15 protein-coding genes are annotated in these 18,271 nt (G+C 36.3%); 8 read left to right on the top strand and 7 right to left on the bottom strand.

The annotated features are described in order from the left end of the window. The first annotated feature begins 228 nt into the window (after positions 1–228). From Q0794_RS08130 to Q0794_RS08110, 5 genes are all read left to right on the top strand, one after another. Complete coding sequence (locus tag Q0794_RS08130) at positions 229–513, top strand: DUF1315 family protein (RefSeq protein ID WP_298941235.1); 285 nt, start codon at positions 229–231, stop codon at positions 511–513. A 694-nt stretch (positions 514–1,207) separates the two neighbouring features. Continuing rightward, the gene (lpcA, locus tag Q0794_RS08125; protein WP_298941234.1) at positions 1,208–1,783 is read left to right on the top strand and encodes a D-sedoheptulose 7-phosphate isomerase; all 576 of its coding nucleotides are present in this window, start codon (positions 1,208–1,210) and stop codon (positions 1,781–1,783) included. A 9-nt stretch (positions 1,784–1,792) separates the two neighbouring features. Then, on the top strand, positions 1,793–2,560 hold the full coding sequence (locus Q0794_RS08120; RefSeq protein WP_298941233.1) for a class II glutamine amidotransferase: 768 nt from the start codon (positions 1,793–1,795) through the stop codon (positions 2,558–2,560). Positions 2,561–2,707: 147 nt separating this feature from the next. Beyond that, positions 2,708–3,796, top strand: a complete 1,089-nt coding sequence (locus tag Q0794_RS08115) for a DNA alkylation repair protein (RefSeq protein ID WP_298941232.1) — start codon at positions 2,708–2,710, stop codon at positions 3,794–3,796. A gap of 230 nt (positions 3,797–4,026) precedes the next feature. Continuing rightward, positions 4,027–5,334, top strand: coding sequence for a dicarboxylate/amino acid:cation symporter (locus Q0794_RS08110; protein WP_298941231.1), 1,308 nt, complete (start codon positions 4,027–4,029; stop codon positions 5,332–5,334). Positions 5,335–5,490: 156 nt separating this feature from the next. On the opposite strand, the gene cueR is transcribed toward Q0794_RS08110, so the two are convergent. Together cueR and Q0794_RS08100 are read right to left on the bottom strand one after the other, a co-directional pair. Further along, positions 5,491–5,883, bottom strand: coding sequence for a Cu(I)-responsive transcriptional regulator (cueR, locus tag Q0794_RS08105; RefSeq protein ID WP_298941230.1), 393 nt, complete (start codon positions 5,881–5,883; stop codon positions 5,491–5,493). Positions 5,884–5,943: 60 nt separating this feature from the next. After that, positions 5,944–8,325, bottom strand: coding sequence for a heavy metal translocating P-type ATPase (locus Q0794_RS08100; protein WP_298941229.1), 2,382 nt, complete (start codon positions 8,323–8,325; stop codon positions 5,944–5,946). A 316-nt stretch (positions 8,326–8,641) separates the two neighbouring features. On the opposite strand from Q0794_RS08100, the gene dinB reads away from it, so the two are divergent. Then, the gene (dinB, locus tag Q0794_RS08095; protein ID WP_298941228.1) at positions 8,642–9,739 is read left to right on the top strand and encodes a DNA polymerase IV; all 1,098 of its coding nucleotides are present in this window, start codon (positions 8,642–8,644) and stop codon (positions 9,737–9,739) included. A 145-nt stretch (positions 9,740–9,884) separates the two neighbouring features. Here the strand turns inward: dinB and Q0794_RS08090 are convergent, their stop codons facing one another. The 3 genes from Q0794_RS08090 to Q0794_RS08080 all read right to left on the bottom strand — a co-directional run bounded on the left by Q0794_RS08090 (position 9,885) and on the right by Q0794_RS08080 (position 13,224). Further along, the gene (locus tag Q0794_RS08090; protein WP_298941227.1) at positions 9,885–10,316 is read right to left on the bottom strand and encodes a universal stress protein; all 432 of its coding nucleotides are present in this window, start codon (positions 10,314–10,316) and stop codon (positions 9,885–9,887) included. 716 nt (positions 10,317–11,032) lie between these two features. Next, on the bottom strand, positions 11,033–11,632 hold the full coding sequence (locus Q0794_RS08085) for a MarC family protein (protein ID WP_298941226.1): 600 nt from the start codon (positions 11,630–11,632) through the stop codon (positions 11,033–11,035). Positions 11,633–11,868: 236 nt separating this feature from the next. Next, positions 11,869–13,224 carry a YjiH family protein gene (locus tag Q0794_RS08080; protein WP_298941225.1) on the bottom strand — a complete coding sequence of 452 codons (1,356 nt, stop codon included), beginning with the start codon at positions 13,222–13,224 and terminating at the stop codon, positions 11,869–11,871. A 355-nt stretch (positions 13,225–13,579) separates the two neighbouring features. Between Q0794_RS08080 and Q0794_RS08075 the strand changes: the two genes are divergently transcribed. Both Q0794_RS08075 and Q0794_RS08070 read left to right on the top strand, forming a co-directional pair. Beyond that, the gene (locus Q0794_RS08075) at positions 13,580–14,599 is read left to right on the top strand and encodes a GGDEF domain-containing protein (protein ID WP_298941224.1); all 1,020 of its coding nucleotides are present in this window, start codon (positions 13,580–13,582) and stop codon (positions 14,597–14,599) included. Positions 14,600–14,773: 174 nt separating this feature from the next. Next, positions 14,774–15,334, top strand: coding sequence for a glutathione S-transferase family protein (locus Q0794_RS08070; RefSeq protein ID WP_298941223.1), 561 nt, complete (start codon positions 14,774–14,776; stop codon positions 15,332–15,334). Between the two features lie 277 nt (positions 15,335–15,611). On the opposite strand, the gene pyk is transcribed toward Q0794_RS08070, so the two are convergent. Both pyk and Q0794_RS08060 read right to left on the bottom strand, forming a co-directional pair. Further along, positions 15,612–17,042, bottom strand: coding sequence for a pyruvate kinase (gene pyk, locus Q0794_RS08065; protein ID WP_298941222.1), 1,431 nt, complete (start codon positions 17,040–17,042; stop codon positions 15,612–15,614). A gap of 270 nt (positions 17,043–17,312) precedes the next feature. Beyond that, positions 17,313–18,173 carry a MurR/RpiR family transcriptional regulator gene (locus Q0794_RS08060; RefSeq protein WP_025565546.1) on the bottom strand — a complete coding sequence of 287 codons (861 nt, stop codon included), beginning with the start codon at positions 18,171–18,173 and terminating at the stop codon, positions 17,313–17,315. Positions 18,174–18,271 lie beyond the last annotated feature (98 nt).

Raw genomic sequence — 18,271 nt, 5'->3', positions numbered from 1 at the left:
GATAGTGACGGGTGATGTCATGCGTAATGGCGAATGCACTTATAGTAAGTCGTTATGGGGAACTATTCTCATTAATTGCTCTTATTAGTTACTATTACTCGTTAAAGATAAAAGTAAAAAGTAGACCAACAGCAAAAAATCATTGCTCAACAAAAACATCACTAGATAATTTCAAACAAATAAATATACTTCATCACATTCAAATTAAAGTAGTAAAAGGCAAAAACAGTGGCAAATATAAATGAGTATGCAAAAAATATCACTCCAGCGCTTTATCAGAAGCTAGCAACTGCTGTTGAAACAGGTAAATGGTTAGACGGTGCACCGTTAAGTGAAGAACAAAAAGCACATTCTCTGCAGCTAGTGATGGCTTATCAAAAAGAATTTAATATAGAACCTGATCATTTTACTATTGCTCAAAATGGTGAAATTTACATGGAATCTAAAAAGATATTAAAGCAGCAGTTTGCAAATCCTGATGATAACGATGAATTGCACCTCATTAACTTATAACTATTGTTCGCTTATCATTACGGCTGAGGCCAATCAGCATTGGTTTTAATAAATACATAGTTGCTCAATAAATATATTAGTGCCTCACACATGTTTAGTGCATAAATGATCCGGTTAAAAAACTAACTCATTTATGTACTAATAGTTCAAATACTCTTATCCAATATGTTTCTGTTTAAACTTCCTTCATTATTTATTGTCTTTCAGTGACTCTTCTATTAAACGATTTTATGAATAGCTTAAAACCACAATAAAAGTTAAAAATATAACAATAATTTACGTCATTAGTACCTTAATAAGTTATATTAACGACGATAGAATTTTTCTTTTTTAAGTTTGATTAATGAACTTAAAAAGCACAAAGGTTAACTTTAGTGACTAGTTAGTACAGAAAAATGTCTGTGAATAATGAGAACAATGATGGAAGTTTATAAATGTTAGATTCGTTTGCATTAAAATTTATTAACTGTGTCTTATTAATAAAGCTTAATCAATATATCTTCACCAACGGAATGCATTTATAGTCGAAAAGTGGCGCTAATGAACGATAGGTTATTAGGCTCTTTTTAAAAGAACTTTTTAGAAGAATCCTTTCAAGGAATTATTTACAAGAATAAAATATTCGTCACTGGCATAAAGCAGCTGGTGGATAGTTATACCCAAGGTATTAATCTCAATTATGTAAGTAGGTATTATGAATTTATCATTAATTAAAGATGAGTTATTAGAAGCACAAACGGTCTTAACTGCATTCTTATCAGATCAACAAAATTTACAGCATATCGAAGATGCGGCTTCGTTATTAGCTGAGTCTTTCAAAAATGAAGGCAAAGTATTAGCGTGTGGTAATGGCGGTTCTCATTGTGATGCAATGCATTTCGCTGAAGAGTTAACGGGTCGTTATCGTGAACATCGTCCTTCGTACCCAGCGATTGCTATTTCAGATGCTAGCCATATCTCTTGTGTCGGTAATGATTATGGTTTTGAGTACATCTTTGCTCGTTACCTTGAAGGTGTTGGCCGTAGTGGTGATGTATTGTTTTGCTTATCAACCAGTGGTAACTCAGGCAATATTTTAAAAGCGATTGATGTTGCAAAAGCTAAAGGTATCAAAGTCATTGCGTTGACCGGTAAAGATGGCGGCAAAATGGCAGGGTTAGCGGATGTTGAAATTCGTGTACCACATTTCGGTTTTGCCGATCGCATCCAAGAAGTACATATTAAGATCATTCATATATTGATCTATTTAATTGAAAAAAAGATGGCTTAGGTTTAAACAATGTGTGAATTATTAGGCATGAGTGCCAATGTCCCAACTGATATCTGTTTTAGTTTCAGTGGATTAGTAAAACGCGGTGGTGGTACTGGCCCTCATAAAGATGGTTGGGGGATTACTTTTTACGAAGGTAAAGGCTGCCGTAGTTTTAAAGATCCTAGCCCAAGCTGTGATTCTAAAATTGCGGAGTTAGTGAAAAGTTACCCGATTAAAAGTAAATCCGTTATTAGCCATATTCGACAAGCTAATCGTGGTGGCGTTAATTTAGAGAACACGCACCCTTTTATCAGAGAGTTGTGGGGACGCAATTGGACTTATGCTCATAATGGCCAGCTAACAGGTTATGAAGATCTAGAAATGGGTTACGCTAATCCAGTGGGACAAACTGATAGCGAACGCGCATTTTGTTGGATCATTGATAAGTTACACAAAGAGTTTAAACAGCAACCAGAAGATATGTTAGACATGTTTAAGCTGGTTGCTCGCTATGCCGACCAATTAAAAGCACTAGGTGTATTTAACATGCTATTAAGCGATGGTGAATATGTGATGTGCTACTGCACGAACAATTTACACTGGATAACCCGTCGAGCACCTTTTGGTAAAGCCCAGTTAATCGATGAAGATATGACGGTTGATTTCCAAGAAGAAACCTCAACGACTGATGTAGTGACTGTGATTGCCACTCGTCCCTTAACCAAAGATGAAGCGTGGACAAAAATGGAAGAAGGGCAGTTTTGTGTTTTCCATTTTGGTGAACGAGTATTGTAATTAGTTAATTAGTTAATTAGTTAATTAGTTAATTTGTTATTGGCCGTTTCTATTGCTCGTTTTTATACACTATTGAACGGCTTGGTTAATGCTTTATTCAACAAGCGGTTCAATAGCGATGCTAAATATAAAGAAGGTAGTGCCTAGATGGCTGATTTATTAAAAGATGTATATAACCATGACTACCTTACTGATGTCGCAAACGCGGTCGCTGAGTGTTACCCAAGCTTTCATAAAAACGAGTTCATTACCACAGTTTTTAATGATGATTGGAAAAATAAAGAGCTAAAAGCGCGGACAGAACATATCGCAGATCAGCTAAATACGTTTATTGAACTCGATTACTTACCAACACTCGCCGTGATTAAACAAGTTTCATTGCATTTTACTAGCTACAAAGGCATGTTTATCCCTGCTTTTGTTGAGTTATTTGGCTTAGATGAGTTAACCGCTTCGATTGACGCTCTGGCTTATATTACACAGTTTGCTAGTGCAGAGTTTGCTGTTAGACCTTTTATCGAAAAATATCCTGAACAGATGCATTGTATATTGTTAGCTTGGACAGAAAGTGATAATCATCATATACGTCGTTTAGCTTCAGAAGGGGCGCGTCCTCGATTACCGTGGGCGATGGCATTGCCTGCATTCAAAAAAGATCCAACTTACTTACTGCCTATTCTAGAATCCTTAAAAAATGACGAGAGTGAATACGTTCGTCGTAGCGTTGCAAATAACCTCAATGATATTGCCAAGGATCATCCTGATGTTGTGATTGATATGACTCGACGTTGGTTAACAGAAAGTAATTCTATACACACTAAACGTCTTGTTAAACATGCTTGCCGAAGCTTATTAAAACAAGCCCATCCTGATGCGCTAAGTTTATTTGGATTTTTACCGCCAAAAGATATAAATGTGATTGATTTAATGGCCGATTCAAGCGTACAACTTGGTGAGGTTTTACATTTTTCTTGTCTACTACAAAATCAAAAAGGTTTACCTCTTAATCAATGTCGCATTGAATTCGCCATTGATTTTATGAAAAAAAATGGCAAACAAGCACGCAAAATATTCCAACTTTCTGAAGCTATTATCCCTCAACATAATAAAATAATTTCAAAATCATTTAGCTTCAAAAAAATATCCACAAGACAATATTATTGTGGCCAACATACTGTTGCGATCCTTGTTAATGGCGTGCAATTAGCCTCTGCCGACTTTTTTTTGATAAATTAATATTTTCTTCTCTGTCTATTATTATGCTATAGATACTGCCGTTTTAAGCACCAGCCCCTTTATTTTTATAAATATGCCGCACTAATTCAGATATTAGCATTAAGAAAACACGAGAAATTCGACTTGTTTGTAATGGATTACGAGAAAGGTTTAATACTCATATTCCTAGTGCGTTATCGTCGTATTTTTAAAAATTTAAAGGGTAATTTTATGAAATATAAGGAATTATTATGACAACAGTAAAAAATGAAATGTCATTAACCAAGAAAGTCTTAATTGGCATGGGGATTGGTATATTCACAGGTTTCTTAATTAGAACAATGTTTGCCGATGTTGCGTTTGTTCAAGATTACATCGTTAACGGATTATTTTATGTTGGCGGTAAAATCTTTATTGCTACACTTAAAATGTTAGTGGTCCCACTTATTTTTGTTTCTTTAGTGTGTGGTACAAGCAGTTTAAAAGATATGTCGACATTAGGGCGTTTAGGCGGGAAAACCCTGTCTTTTTATATGGTAACAACGGCAATCGCTATTTCACTTGCTATCTTAATGGCTAATATTTTTGAACCTGGTGTTGGTGTTGATTTAGCACAAGCCACTACTTTTTCGGCTAAAGAAGCACCATCGTTAGGTGATGTTATTATTAACATGTTCCCAACAAATCCAATTAGCTCAATGGCTGAAGGTAATACCTTACAAATTATTGTGTTTGCAATATTGTTTGGTGTCGCTATTAGTTCGTCTGGTAGTGCGGGTGAGCGTGTTGCGGCAATGTTCTTTGACTTTAACAAAGTGATCATGAAATTAGTGGTTATGTTAATGAATATTGCGCCTTACGGTGTGTTCTTCTTAATGGCTAAGCTTTTTAGTGAAATTGGTTTAGAGGCGATTATTAATCTGATCAATTACTTCTTAGTATTAAGCGCGACTTTGATTTTACATGCATTAATTACGTACAGTACCTTCTTGAAAGTGTTTACAGGATTAAGTCCTATTAAATTCTTCAAAAAGATGGAAACAGCCATCTCTTTTGCTTTTTCAACTGCTTCGTCAAATGCAACGATTCCAGTGACATTAGAAACAGCGACTAAATACCTGGGTGTTAATAATAAAGTGGCTTCATTTACTGTGCCATTAGGTGCAACCATCAACATGGATGGTACTGCCATCATGCAGGGCGTTGCGACGGTGTTCATTGCACAAGCGTTTAATATTGACTTAACCTTATCTGATTATGCTGCTGTGATAATGACGGCGACATTAGCTTCTGTCGGGACTGCTGGTGTACCGGGTGTTGGTTTAATCATGTTAGCGATGGTATTGAACCAAGTTGGGTTACCGGTTGAAGGTATCGCGATGATCATTGGTGTTGATAGATTGCTTGATATGATCCGTACTGCCGTTAATATTACTGGAGATAGTGTGGTGACTTGTATCGTGGCTAAATCTGAAGGTGAGATGGATGTTGATGTATTTAATGACCCTAATGCGGGCAGAAACGAAGAACGTGTTTCATTAAAAGGCACGAAAAGTTAAATTTGTTTGATTCTATTCAATCGACGTTTATTTAATCAAATAACTTGGACTCAAATAATAAGTACATCTTTAGTATAATAAAAACCCAGTCGATGACTGGGTTTTTTATGTGTCAGCTTTTTGGTTATCAACTGCTAATGCTGAATAGTTTGTTGCTTAAGTGCGACTAAAGGCATCAATAATACTACATTGTGACTGCTCATCGCCCGGACATCGTTGAGTGATTTTAGTTAATTGGTCTACTATTGCTTGTTGTTGCTTAATACGTTCTTCAATTTCTTTAATTTTCTCTAACGCTATCTTTTTAACATCGGCGCTGTTTCTATCTTCATTTTCACATAACAATAATAACGCTTTACACTCTTTTAACGTAAAACCTGCTTGTTTGGTTTTATAAATGAAATGTAACTGCTGAATAATTTCTGTTGTGTAAAATCGGTAATCATTCTCTTCTCTTGGTGGAGGGCTAATCAAACCGATAGATTCATAATGTCGAATCGATTTTACTGATAACCCTGTTTCTTGAGCTACTTGGCTGATTGATAACATGTGAATTCTCCAATATTAAAATAAGTTCGTTAATCAATTCATTAACGAACTTTGATTTGTTTATTTAAGACGCGTGCGCTTCAATAATAATGAGTTACTTAATACCGTTAAACTCGATATGGTCATTGCTATCGCCGCAATCGTTGGATTGAGATACCCAAATGCTGCTGCTGGAATCGCTAATGTATTAAATATAAATGCCCAAAATAAGTTCTGACGAATCGTTGACCAAGTTGCTCTTGAAAGCTTAATAGCGACCGCTATCAATCGCGGGTCATCGCGCATTAAGGTCATCGCAGCCGTTTGTTTTGCAACATCACTGCCGCCACCCATGGCAATACTCACATCGGCTTTCGCTAACGCGGGCGCATCATTTACCCCATCGCCGACCATTGCAACTAATGAATCCTGCTGTAAGTCTGATAACTGTTGCAGTTTTTGTTCTGGTGTTTGCTCTGCATAAAAGGTGCTAATACCTAATTGTTTGCTCATTGCTTGCACAACACTTTGTTTATCGCCACTGAGTAAAATAGTCGATAGCCCTAGTTTGTGTAGATCTTCTATTGCTTCTTTACTCTCTGGGCGTAATTGATCTGCAATCACAAAGTAACCAATTAAAGTCTGTTGATAACAAACGTAAATAATATTTTGTGCTTGATCAACATTCACCGCATGTATGGCAAGTTGCTCGGTTAAGTTAATATCAAAACGTGCTAATAATTTACTATTACCGGCAATAAGGTCTGCATCATTAAAGCGGCCGTGGATACCTTCGCCATGAATACTTTGTATATCAGTGACCTCTGATGCTTTAGTATCAAGTGACTGAGCGTGTTCAATGACAGCCTTAGCAATAGGGTGCTTACTCGCTTGCTGTAAACCTAATAATAAAGAGAAGAAGTCATGATGAAACGACGTGATATTGTCTAAACTGACTTGACCTTTGGTTAACGTACCTGTTTTATCAAATGCAATATGGTCGAGTTTATGAGCCAGTTGTAGGGTGTTAATATCTTTTATTAAGATACCTTTTTGTGCTGCTAAACCAGTACCGACGACCATTGCAGTGGGTGTTGCTAAACCTAATGCACATGGGCAAGCAATCACTAATACAGCCACACTGTGCATTAAGGCTTGTTCAAAGTCGCCACCTGTAAACCACCAAGCTCCAAATGTAATAACCGCAATCCCTAAAACGATCGGTACAAATATAGAACTTATTTTATCGACCAACTGTAAAATGGGCGCTTTACTCATTTGAGCTGACTCAACGAGTTGTATTATTTGATGTAATTTAGTTTGTTCATTAACCGCCGTACTTTTTATTAACAGTACACCGTCACCATTGAGTGTGCCGGCAAATACATTATCATCAATATCTTTTAAAATAGGGCGGCTTTCACCGGTTAATAATGCTTCATCTAAATAACTGCTACCTTCTACAATCACACCATCAACAGGCACTTTATCACCCGCTGCAATTTGTATTAAGTCATTCACTTGCACGTGTTCAATCAATACACGTTTAAACTCTTTACCTTTTTTAACTAATGCGTCAATGGCTTGTAATTGGCTTAAAGCGCTGACCGCTTTACTACTTGCTTGTTTAGCACGAAACTCTAAATACTTACCTAAGCGAATTAATACAATCACTAATGCACTGGTTTCAAAATAAAGATGAGCAGTACTGCCTTCCAACAACATATAAAGACTGAAGAAGTAAGCTGCTGATGTGCCCAAAATAACTAATACATCCATATTAGCTGAGAAGTTTTTAATGCTATTCCAAGCTCCTTTATAAAAGCGAGCACCAACAATAAATTGCAGTGGGGTGGCTAACGCTAACTCTAACCATGGGGCTAACAGTGGGGTGTCGCTAAATGCCATGTTTATCATTGCTACCCAAAATGGCAAGCTTAATGCGATAGCGAAGCCCAAGCTCAGTTTTTCTTGGCGTTGTTTCTTTTGTTCTTGTTGTTGTTTTTTCTGCAATTGTTGTTGAGAGGTAATCGCCACTTTGTGTGTCAATTTATAAGGACTCAACGCGACCAATTGTTCAATAAATTGGTCATTGATAAAACTTTCTAGTGTTTCAATATGCACCATTTGTGTTGCAAAATTGCCTTTGACATCTAACACTAACGGATGTTTTTTTAATGCATTCAGAGTGGTTTCAACACAACTTGAGCATGACCAATCAGCCTCAAAACTGATTTGTTGATAATCAGTTTGATACCCTTTTTTTTGTAGTACCGATACAACTTCAGTTGCTATCGGCGTGTTTAATGCTTTTTCATCGATAGAGAGTGTTGCTTTTTCTAAAGTGATATTTACGTTGGCTTCAATACCGTCAATCTCATTAAATGCAGTAGTGAGTTTGCTCGCACATGATGCGCAGTTCATTCCATAAACGGGAAATGTTACTTGTTGTAGTGCTGTCATAGAAGTTACCTCCGGCTTAATGTCTACTCAGTAATCACTGAATAGTTATTTGATGGTTAAAGCCTAACCCTTCCCCTAAGGGTAATGTCAAACGTATCATATAATTTTTATTGGTACTTGTAATTTGTTGTTATTCAAAATAATATCGACTGGATATAAAGACAGTTCTTTATTGCTAAGTACTACTAAGCACTATTAAGCAATATTAAACAGTCTAAAACTAAATAAAAGTTGAATGAACTCTATTAACCTATTCTTTATTGAATTGAATAGCCATGTACTTTGTGTATTGAGGCTATCTCAATATGTGTGAGATATGCTCTATTCAGAAGTAAAGCCAGCATTAAAAAGTGATGTTCAACGTAAGATTATTCATGTAGATATGGATTCTTTTTTTGCCTCGGTAGAAATGCGCGATGAACCCAGTTACAGAGGGATCCCGTTGGCAGTAGGTGGTAGCACACTTCAACGTGGTGTTATTAGTACCTGTAACTATGATGCTCGTAAATATGGCGTACATTCTGCAATGCCCACCTCTCAAGCATTAAAGTTATGCCCTCACTTAACCGTAGTGCCAGGGCGTATGCAGGTTTATAAAGATATTTCTAAGCAGATTCGTGCCATTTTCCTACGGTATACACAGATTATCGAACCTTTATCGTTAGATGAAGCTTTTTTAGACGTAACAGATTGCAAGCAATTACATGGTTCAGCGACATTGATTGCAGAAGCCATTAGGAATGATATTCGTCATGAATTAAACCTAACAGCGTCAGCAGGTGTTGCCCCTATTAAGTTCTTGGCAAAAGTCGCATCAGATATGAATAAACCTGATGGGCAATTTGTGATCCCACCTAATGAAGTTCAGGGTGTCATTGATATGCTGCCATTAGAGAAAATTCCAGGGGTGGGTAAAGTGAGTTTAAAGAAGCTTCATCAAGGTAATTTCTATCTTTGTGAAGATATTAAAAATACCGATTATCGTGAATTATTGAGAAAGTACGGTCGAATGGGCTTGTCATTGTGGAACTACAGCCATGGCATTGATAACCGAGCAGTGATCACTGAACGTGAACGTAAATCAGTGGGTGTTGAGCGTACTTTTTCCACGAATATCTCTACTTTCGAACAGTGCTGGGAATTCATTGAACAAAAGCTTTATTATGAATTAGAGAAACGATTAGAACGCGCCTCATTGACTAAAGAGATCACCAAGCAGGGTATCAAAGTAAAGTTTGCTGATTTTCAACTAACGACTATCGAGCATGGACAAACACAGTTAGATCTCGCACATTTTCGTGAACTTTTACATGAAATCCTTCTAAGGCAAAAAGGCAGAGAAATTCGATTGCTTGGGCTCAGTGTCATGCTAAAACCCGACATAAAAGAACAACAATTAAATTTAGACTTTTAATGCTTAATAAAAATAACGATCGAACTTATAGCGTTGTTGATTATGCTAGAGGGCATTTTCAAATAAAAGAGAAAAGTTAAAACAGGCCAGGTTGCTTTTTATAATCAAAATAAAAGCTAACCTAGCCGCATTCATTCAGCATTAACTAATTTAATCTGATCACTAGGGTTGATGCTGGAGATTTTCGTACAATGCGAGATGCATTAGGGCCAATCAATCGATCGATTACGTTAGGTTTATGTGCGCCTAGTACCACTAAATCAATTTTCAATTTTTTAATGTTATTTAATACTTGTTCATATACAACCCCGATTTCAACAATACACTTAACATGCTCTTGATCAGGCAACGTCGCTTTGACTAGTTCACGAAGTTGTTCACTGGCTGCTAATGCAGCTTTTCGCAGTGTCCCTTCTTTAAAAAATGAGCCCACCCAAGACGATCTATAATCAGGAATAACGGTAATGACGGTGAGCTTTGCATTATCTAGACTCGCTTGTTTTTCTGCTTCAACTAATATCGCTGCCGCTTCTTTTATATAAGCTAAATCGATAGAGCAAAGAATGTGTTTTTTCATGTGAAAATCCTTCTAATGTTGAGTCTTATTGTCGGTTTATGTTGCATTGGTAACTGAATTTATTATTTAACTGTTTATGTTTGAAATTGGTTTTAGGTCATGCACTTATGATCTGAGTCCCAGTCTTTTAAACTGAATTTTTAAAGGAAATTTGATAGATCTATTTTGAAGTATCTCACTTACTTTCTTATTGATATTAAGCAATAATTTAGTGTTGAATGATTTATTATTTAAACAGTATATAGAGTATGCATGGTTTAATTCTTTTTACTTTTAAGTTGCTAGAAAAGTTGTAATAAATTCTATGGAAGTGTTGAGATGGAAGACGCATTATATTACGTGTATTTAACCTTTGTTCTGGATAAGCAAAGCAATACAACACTGCTATTTTCGGGGGCTATGTATTAAATTATCTCTCAATACACTGTTATTGCTTTAAAAATTCGCTTTGAACAACGCAAAACTAACTGCACTGACTAGTCAAAAAATATAACCATATGATGTTAAATATAATGCCGCTTTCATTAACCAGAATTGAGGCTATTCAGCAACGCAGCTTATTAACAAACGCAGCTTATTAACAAATAATAAACAACAAAAACGACTGTTAATAAACCGTGTTGTTTCTACTAAAAAAGAACCCCAATAAACAAGCTGTTTATTGGGGTTAAAATCAATGTTCATCCCTCGTTTATTGTCGCTATAAAAGCGATCGACTACATTGAAATATTACGAATACCTTCGTAAATAAACTGAATCGCTAATGCTGCAAGAATAACACCTAAGAAGCGACGTAATATTTCATCGCCCGTTTTACCAATAATTTTCTTTAGATATTTCGAGGCAACCATAGCGACTAAGGTGATCATTAATACACTGACAATTGCAGCACTGACAGAAAGAATTGAATCATGTCCTTCGGTATTTTGTGAGAATAAAAGAATCGCTAACGTTAATGTGCCAGGACCTGCTAATAAAGGTATCGACATAGGGAACACTGAAATATCTGAATTCTTTTCAGTGTTAGCAAACTTCAACTCTTGCGTGATCATAATAAACGCAGTGTAAAATAGTAGCAACCCACCTGAGATACGTAGTGAGTTAATATTAATGCCTAGTTGTGAAAATAGAGCCTCACCGTAATTACCAAACAAAATCAGAGTAATGCCACTGATAATAACCGATTTTATCGCCATTAAATTACGGTGTTTTTGGTCACTACTGGCGGTTAATGAGTTAAAGATTAATGCAGAACCGATAGGGTCGATGATAACTAATAACCCCGTCATTGCGTGAAGATATAATGCAATATCCATGTTACTTCCCTTTGCTTGTGAATCTAAAAATAAGCTCGTTTAACATGATGAATGTTGAGCGATTGAACGTTTACACTCTCGTGTTTAGCGCATCCATTTTATAATAAAAAAGCGAATGATAACTGGCCTGTTATCATTCGCTTTTATCTTTTACTATCAATCTGTTTGAACTGTTTTTACTTTACTGCATATTACGCTAGATAGCAGGAATTTTACGTTCTTATCTTCGCAATTATTTAAAATATAAGATGTGCAATTGCAGTAATAACAGGCAAAGTGACTAGGGTACGTAAAATAAATATAATAAACAGCTCACTAATACTTACTGGAATTTTACTGCCTAATAACAATGCACCCACTTCACTCATATAAATTAACTGTGTTACCGACATCGCAGCAATAATAAAACGTGTCATATCAGATTCGATAGATGCTGCTAAAATTGATGGAAGGAACATATCTGCAAACCCAACCACAATAGTGGTTGATGCTTGTTCTGCTTCCGGTATTTGTAATAATTCAAGTAACGGAATAAAAGGCATACCCAGATAATTAAAGATTGGCGTGTATTCAGCAACGATTAACGCAACAGTACCTATCGCCATGATCACAGGAATAATACCAAATACCATATCAATCACATTTTTTAAGCCATCTTTTAATGTTGATTTTATACCATTAGATTGCTCTGCACGGGTTAATGCTTGATGGAATCCCCATGATAAAACATGATGCCCTTCAGGTGTTTTCTCATCGTTTTCTTGACGAGCTGAACCATCAATATAAAGGTCTTTTTTATTGCGCAGTGGCGGTAGTTTGGGTACGACAATCGCCGCGACAATACCTGCTGCACATACCGCTAAATAGAAGGGTAAAAATAAATACTCTAATTTAACTTGTGAAATGACCACCAGTGAAAAGGTAATTGATACCGCTGAGAAAGTCGTGCCAATAACAGCCGCTTCACGTTGAGTATAAAAGCGTGACTCATATTGTTTGCTAGTCATTAAAATACCGACACTACCGTCACCTAGCCAAGACGCCATACAGTCAATGGCACTACGACCGGGTAAGTTAAAGACAGGGCGCATCACTTTCGTTAATAACGTACCAAATAACTCTAATAAACCAAAGTTCAGTAATAGCGGTAATAACAAACCTGCAAAAATGAACACACAGAGCAATACAGGCAATAAGTCATTTAACACTAATGCGCCTGTATTAGAAGAATAGATCATTTCAGAACCAAAATGCCAATAAGTTGCAGCAATGAAAAAGGCCCCTAACACTCTAATCGCTAACCAAATAGGGCTGACATTTAACAAATCATGTAGAAATTTAGATTGTTGTAAAATCACTGGATTAAATAGCTTACATATCAAACTCAATAGCGCAGTGATTAACACGACTAATGTCACGATTAAGGTAATCGAATCACCTAAAAAAGCTTGTAATGCTTTTGAAATGATAGCAATTGGAATCGTCAGTGCATTATCGTATTGAATTGGCATCATAAATAATATCAACCCAATTAATGATGGGATGATAAAAGTTAATATTGTACCTAGCGTAAATGATTTTCTTTCTGTCACTTTGTTTACCTTCACCTAAAATTAAGCTGCATAATTAGCAGGAATAAGTCGCGCCGTGATGCGCAGGGGCGCAAGAATACTTGCTTTATAATGTCTTGTAAATCGACATGTGATAACTATTATTGAGCCAGATCAGAGAAAACAGTATTTCAATTTATTGTATTTAAAATCAATGGCTTGAAATTAATTTCAACAGGAATAAAAAATAAATATGGAGGCGATTATGTTGAGCAAAGTCTAATTATTAACTTATAACCATTAATATTGATTGCTAATACATTATTTTTATACATATCTACCTCTTTAGGGGCTATAATTTAATGTATTAAATTCATGGATAGATAAGAATCGGCCAATGAGCAAAGAACTAATAGTAGAATCTGCTAATAACTTAAAAAAAGCACTGCCATTAATGATGAAGTACTCAGTACCTACTACACCGAGTAATTATGCACTTTGGTATCATTATGTGGCTGAAAAAAACTTAGCGTTAAAAGAATCCATGGATCACCTTTTAGCCTCCTCTAGTATTTGTCCGCCAATCCAAGCTGAATCATTATATAGAGAGCATGTTAGTTCTCCTTTAGAAGCCGATACTTGGGAGTTTCGTTCAACCATTGAAAAAGTAATGACACAACTTGATCAACTGATTACAGATACTCACACTGACACCAATCAATTCAGTCAATCCTTTGAAAAAAATGTAGCTAATATCAGTAAAGTTGAAGAAGAAGGGTGGTCACTCGACGAAGTGGTTGGTTTACTAAAAAGCTTAGAGAAAGACGCAAAACAAATGCGTGGTGCAACACAGTTTTTTGGTAATAGTTTAGCGTCTGCAACAAAAGAGATAGGTAACTTAAAACTACAATTAGCTGAGAGCAAAAATGCGGCTATGTATGACTCCTTAACCGGGCTATTTAATCGCAATGCCTTTGATACTGAATTATCCGCATACCTACAAGCCGAGACTAAAGGATTATGCCTTATTCTTTGCGATATCGATCACTTCAAAAAATTCAATGATACTTGGGGACATTTATTAGGCGACCAAGTATTAAAAGCAGTAGGTCGAAAAATTAATGAAAGCATGAGAGATGAAAGTACTGCATACCGTTTTGGTGGTGAAGAGTTTGTGATGTTATTACCTAAAACAAACATTCGTATTGCCCGCCATTTTGCAGAAACAATACGTAAAAAACTAGAAAAGCTATCATTAAAAGATAAACGCTCAGGTCAATCCATCAATAATATTACTGCGTCATTTGGTGTTGTTGAAAGTAAACCGAATGAAACGTTGACTGATTTAATTGCCCGTGCGGACGACTATCTTTATAAAGCTAAAAGTCTGGGGCGTAATAGAGTATTGCCTATCTAAATTCACTGGTTAACCTGTTGCTACTGCTAACGGTGAATCTTTAGTTGCGATTAATAGATCTAGCTAGTTGACTAATAATAATTATGCCCATAAAGTAAGTTTCTTTTACAGTGTGGCTCGTTCATACATTGTTGTTTATTATCATAAACTGTCATTTTAAATTTAAGGTCTCCTATGGAATTATACGGTAGCTACACTTCTCCTTTTGTTCGCCATTGTCGTATTGCTTTGTTACAAACAAAACTTGAATGTGATTTTATTGAAATAGATGCAGCGCAAAGTGCTGAATTATCACCGACTAAAAAAGTACCGTTATTAATTGATTGTGAATTAAAACTAACGGACTCAACATCAATCCTAACGCATATTTATGAAGTGGCGGGTGAAGGCTTTTTAACGGACGTTGAAGAAGTTGAGTTATACCACATGACCAACACAGTGCTTGATGCTTGTGTTAACTTAGTCATGTTAGGTAAGTTTGACGGTATCACACCTGAGAAAAGTGTTTACTTAACGCGTCAACAGAAACGAATCGAATCTGGATTAGCGGCAATTAATGACAAAAGCTTCAGTACCGAATTACCACTGACAGATGCAGAAACTAGATTAGCTATTTTTCTAGATTGGGGATTATTTAGAAATCTAATTTCATTAGAAAGCACCCCAGAATTACAGAAAGTGTTAGATCTTGCGAACACAGATCCAATGTTTGCTGAAACAGCCCCTAAAGAATAAGTGTGACGTTATTAATTATATAACGTTATAACAATAAAAAAGCCTCGTTATTAATACTAATAACGGGGCTTTTTTGATGCGTTAGATGATGGTTTATTTAGTCTGTGTGACCCCATAAAAGCTTCTTGCTAGCTGCTTACTGATACCTATTGACTTATTATCTACTTACTCATTGCTAAGCAACTTCTTACCCAGCAAGTCTTTACCAAGTCATTTATTAGTAAGCCGCTTAATTAAATAGTTTTACGCAAATCTAACTTTGGCTAATCGTAGTCTCTTAAATTTTAATGATTTTACAAGTGTTAGTAGAACCTTGCTCATTATCATCACCGTGAGTTAACAATATTAAATCACCTGTTTTAATTAAGTTAGCCGCTTTTAGCGTATCTAATGCGTTAGCAATATACTCAACACTGTTCGATGTTGTCGATTCAAACTTAACCGGTGTTACACCACGATATAATGCACAGTAGTTTAATGTTTGTTGGTGGCTAGATAATGCATAAATAGGTAAGCCAGAACTTAAACGAGACATTAATAATGGCGTAGAACCAGAAGCAGTTAACGCAACAATCGCTGTTACACCATTGGTATGATTAGCTGCATACATTGTTGTCATCGCTAATGCTTCACCTGGATCATCAAAAGTATGATTAATACGGTGGTTTGAAACATTAATACTAGGATGCTTCTCTGCCCCAATACAAACATCACTCATCGCTTTAACGGTTTCAACAGGGTAGTCACCAGCGGCAGTTTCACCTGATAACATCACCGCATCCGTACCATCAAGTACCGCATTTGCAACATCCATCACTTCAGCACGTGTTGGCATTGGTGCACTGATCATTGATTCCATCATTTGTGTTGCCGTAATAACAACACGATTCAAACGACGAGCAGTACGGATCATATCTTTTTGAACACCGACTAAACGCGCATCACCAATTTCAACACCGAGATCACCACGAGCGACCATCACAACGTCAGATGCTAATATAATATCTTCAAGGGCTTCTTTTGTTTCAACCGCTTCAGCACGTTCAACTTTGGCGACTATTTTAGCAAAACAACCTGCTTCTTGAGCTAATTTACGTGCGTAATGAATATCCGCACCGTTGCGTGGGAAGGAAACGGCTAAGTAATCACAACCAATTTCAGCGGCTGTAAAAATGTCTCTTTTATCTTTATCAGTTAATGCCGCAGCAGATAAACCACCGCCTTGTTTATTAATCCCTTTATTATTAGATAAAGGGCCGCCGATAGTGACAACCGTATGAACTTGATTACCATTAACGGATTCAACTTTAAGCTGTACTCGACCATCATCTAGTAATAACACATCGCCAGCTTCAACTTCCTGTGGCAATGTTTTGTAGTCAAGACCCACTGCTTGTTGATTGCCTTGGCCTTTTTCAATATCACTATCCAGTGTGAATTTATCACCGACTGCTAATTGGATTTTATTATTTTCAAAAGTAGATACACGAATTTTTGGGCCTTGTAAGTCACCCATGATCGCCACTTCTTTGCCTAATCGAACCGCAATTTCTCTTACTTGCTGTGCGCGTTTTACATGATCAGCGGCTTCTCCGTGAGAGAAATTCATACGTACCATGTTAGCGCCAGCGGCAATGATTTTTTCTAAATTATTATCGCGATCCGTTGCAGGGCCTAAAGTGGTTACTATTTTCGTACGTCTTGCCATGTTAACTCCTGTTACATATAAAAAAATATAAGGTTAAAGAGGGTTAATTAATTTTGTTAAGTACTCTTATTACTTGCATTCAAGCTATGCACTTACTATTTGAATCAAGCAGTATTACTTTAATACATTATTTATATTACACCGTTAATATTTAAAACATTCATATCGAGAACATTATCATTTATAAACATAACGACTTTAACGTATTAATATTCTAATACATTACTATATTAGTACACCCCTAATTCAACTATTAACGCTTTTGTCTGGTTAGAAATCTTCATCATTGGTTTTTTCAAAACGAGAATCTTGAATATCAACTTTCACCTTCTTTAGATTATCTCTAAATTTTGCGCCACGTCGTAGCGTGAAACCCGTCGTTAACACATCAATCAATACCAGTTGTGCAATACGTGATGACATCGGCATATAGACATCAGTATCTTCTGGAACGCCTAGCGAAAGCACTAAATTACTTTGTTCGGCTAATGGCGAGTTAGCTTCTGTTAACGCAATAACAAAGGCATCATTTTCTCGTGCAAGTTGCGCAACTTCAACCAACAGTTTCGTACGGCCTGTATGAGAAATTAAAACAATCACGTCACCTTCACTGCTATTAATACAGCTCATACGTTGCATTACGATGTCATCAAAACAAGAAACAGGGATATTAAAGCGAAAGAATTTATTAAGCGCGTCATGTGCAACAGAAGAAGAAGCGCCTAAACCGAAAAAAGAGATCTTATTTGCTTGTGTTAACACATCAACAGCACGGTTAATAAGGTTTGTGTCTAGTCCATTTTTAGCGGTATTTAAACAAGCCATTGTCGATTCAAAAATTTTCGACGTATAGGCTTCAGGACCATCATCTTCATTTACATTACGGTTCACATAAGGCGTGCCATTGGCTAAACTTTGTGCTAAATGTAGTTTAAAATCAGGGAAACCCTTAGTATCTAAACGACGACAAAAACGGTTTACCGTCGGTTCACTCACTTCAGCCATTTTAGCTAAATTTGCAATGCTAGAGTGAATAGCGGTTTCAGGAGAAGCCAGAATCGCTTCTGCTACTTTGCGTTCTGATTTACTAAAAGTATCAAGGTTTTTTTTAATTAGCTCTAACGTGTTCATTTTATTTTTCACTCGGTAGTAATAAGTTGGCGGCTAGTAATATTAGAAAATTGTAACTGAAAATTTGTAACTGAAAATGAAATAAAACTACATAAAAG

The organism is uncultured Psychromonas sp., from assembly GCF_947489755.1.
Lineage (GTDB): Bacteria > Pseudomonadota > Gammaproteobacteria > Enterobacterales > Psychromonadaceae > Psychromonas.
This window is presented reverse-complemented; position numbering and strand designations above follow the sequence as displayed.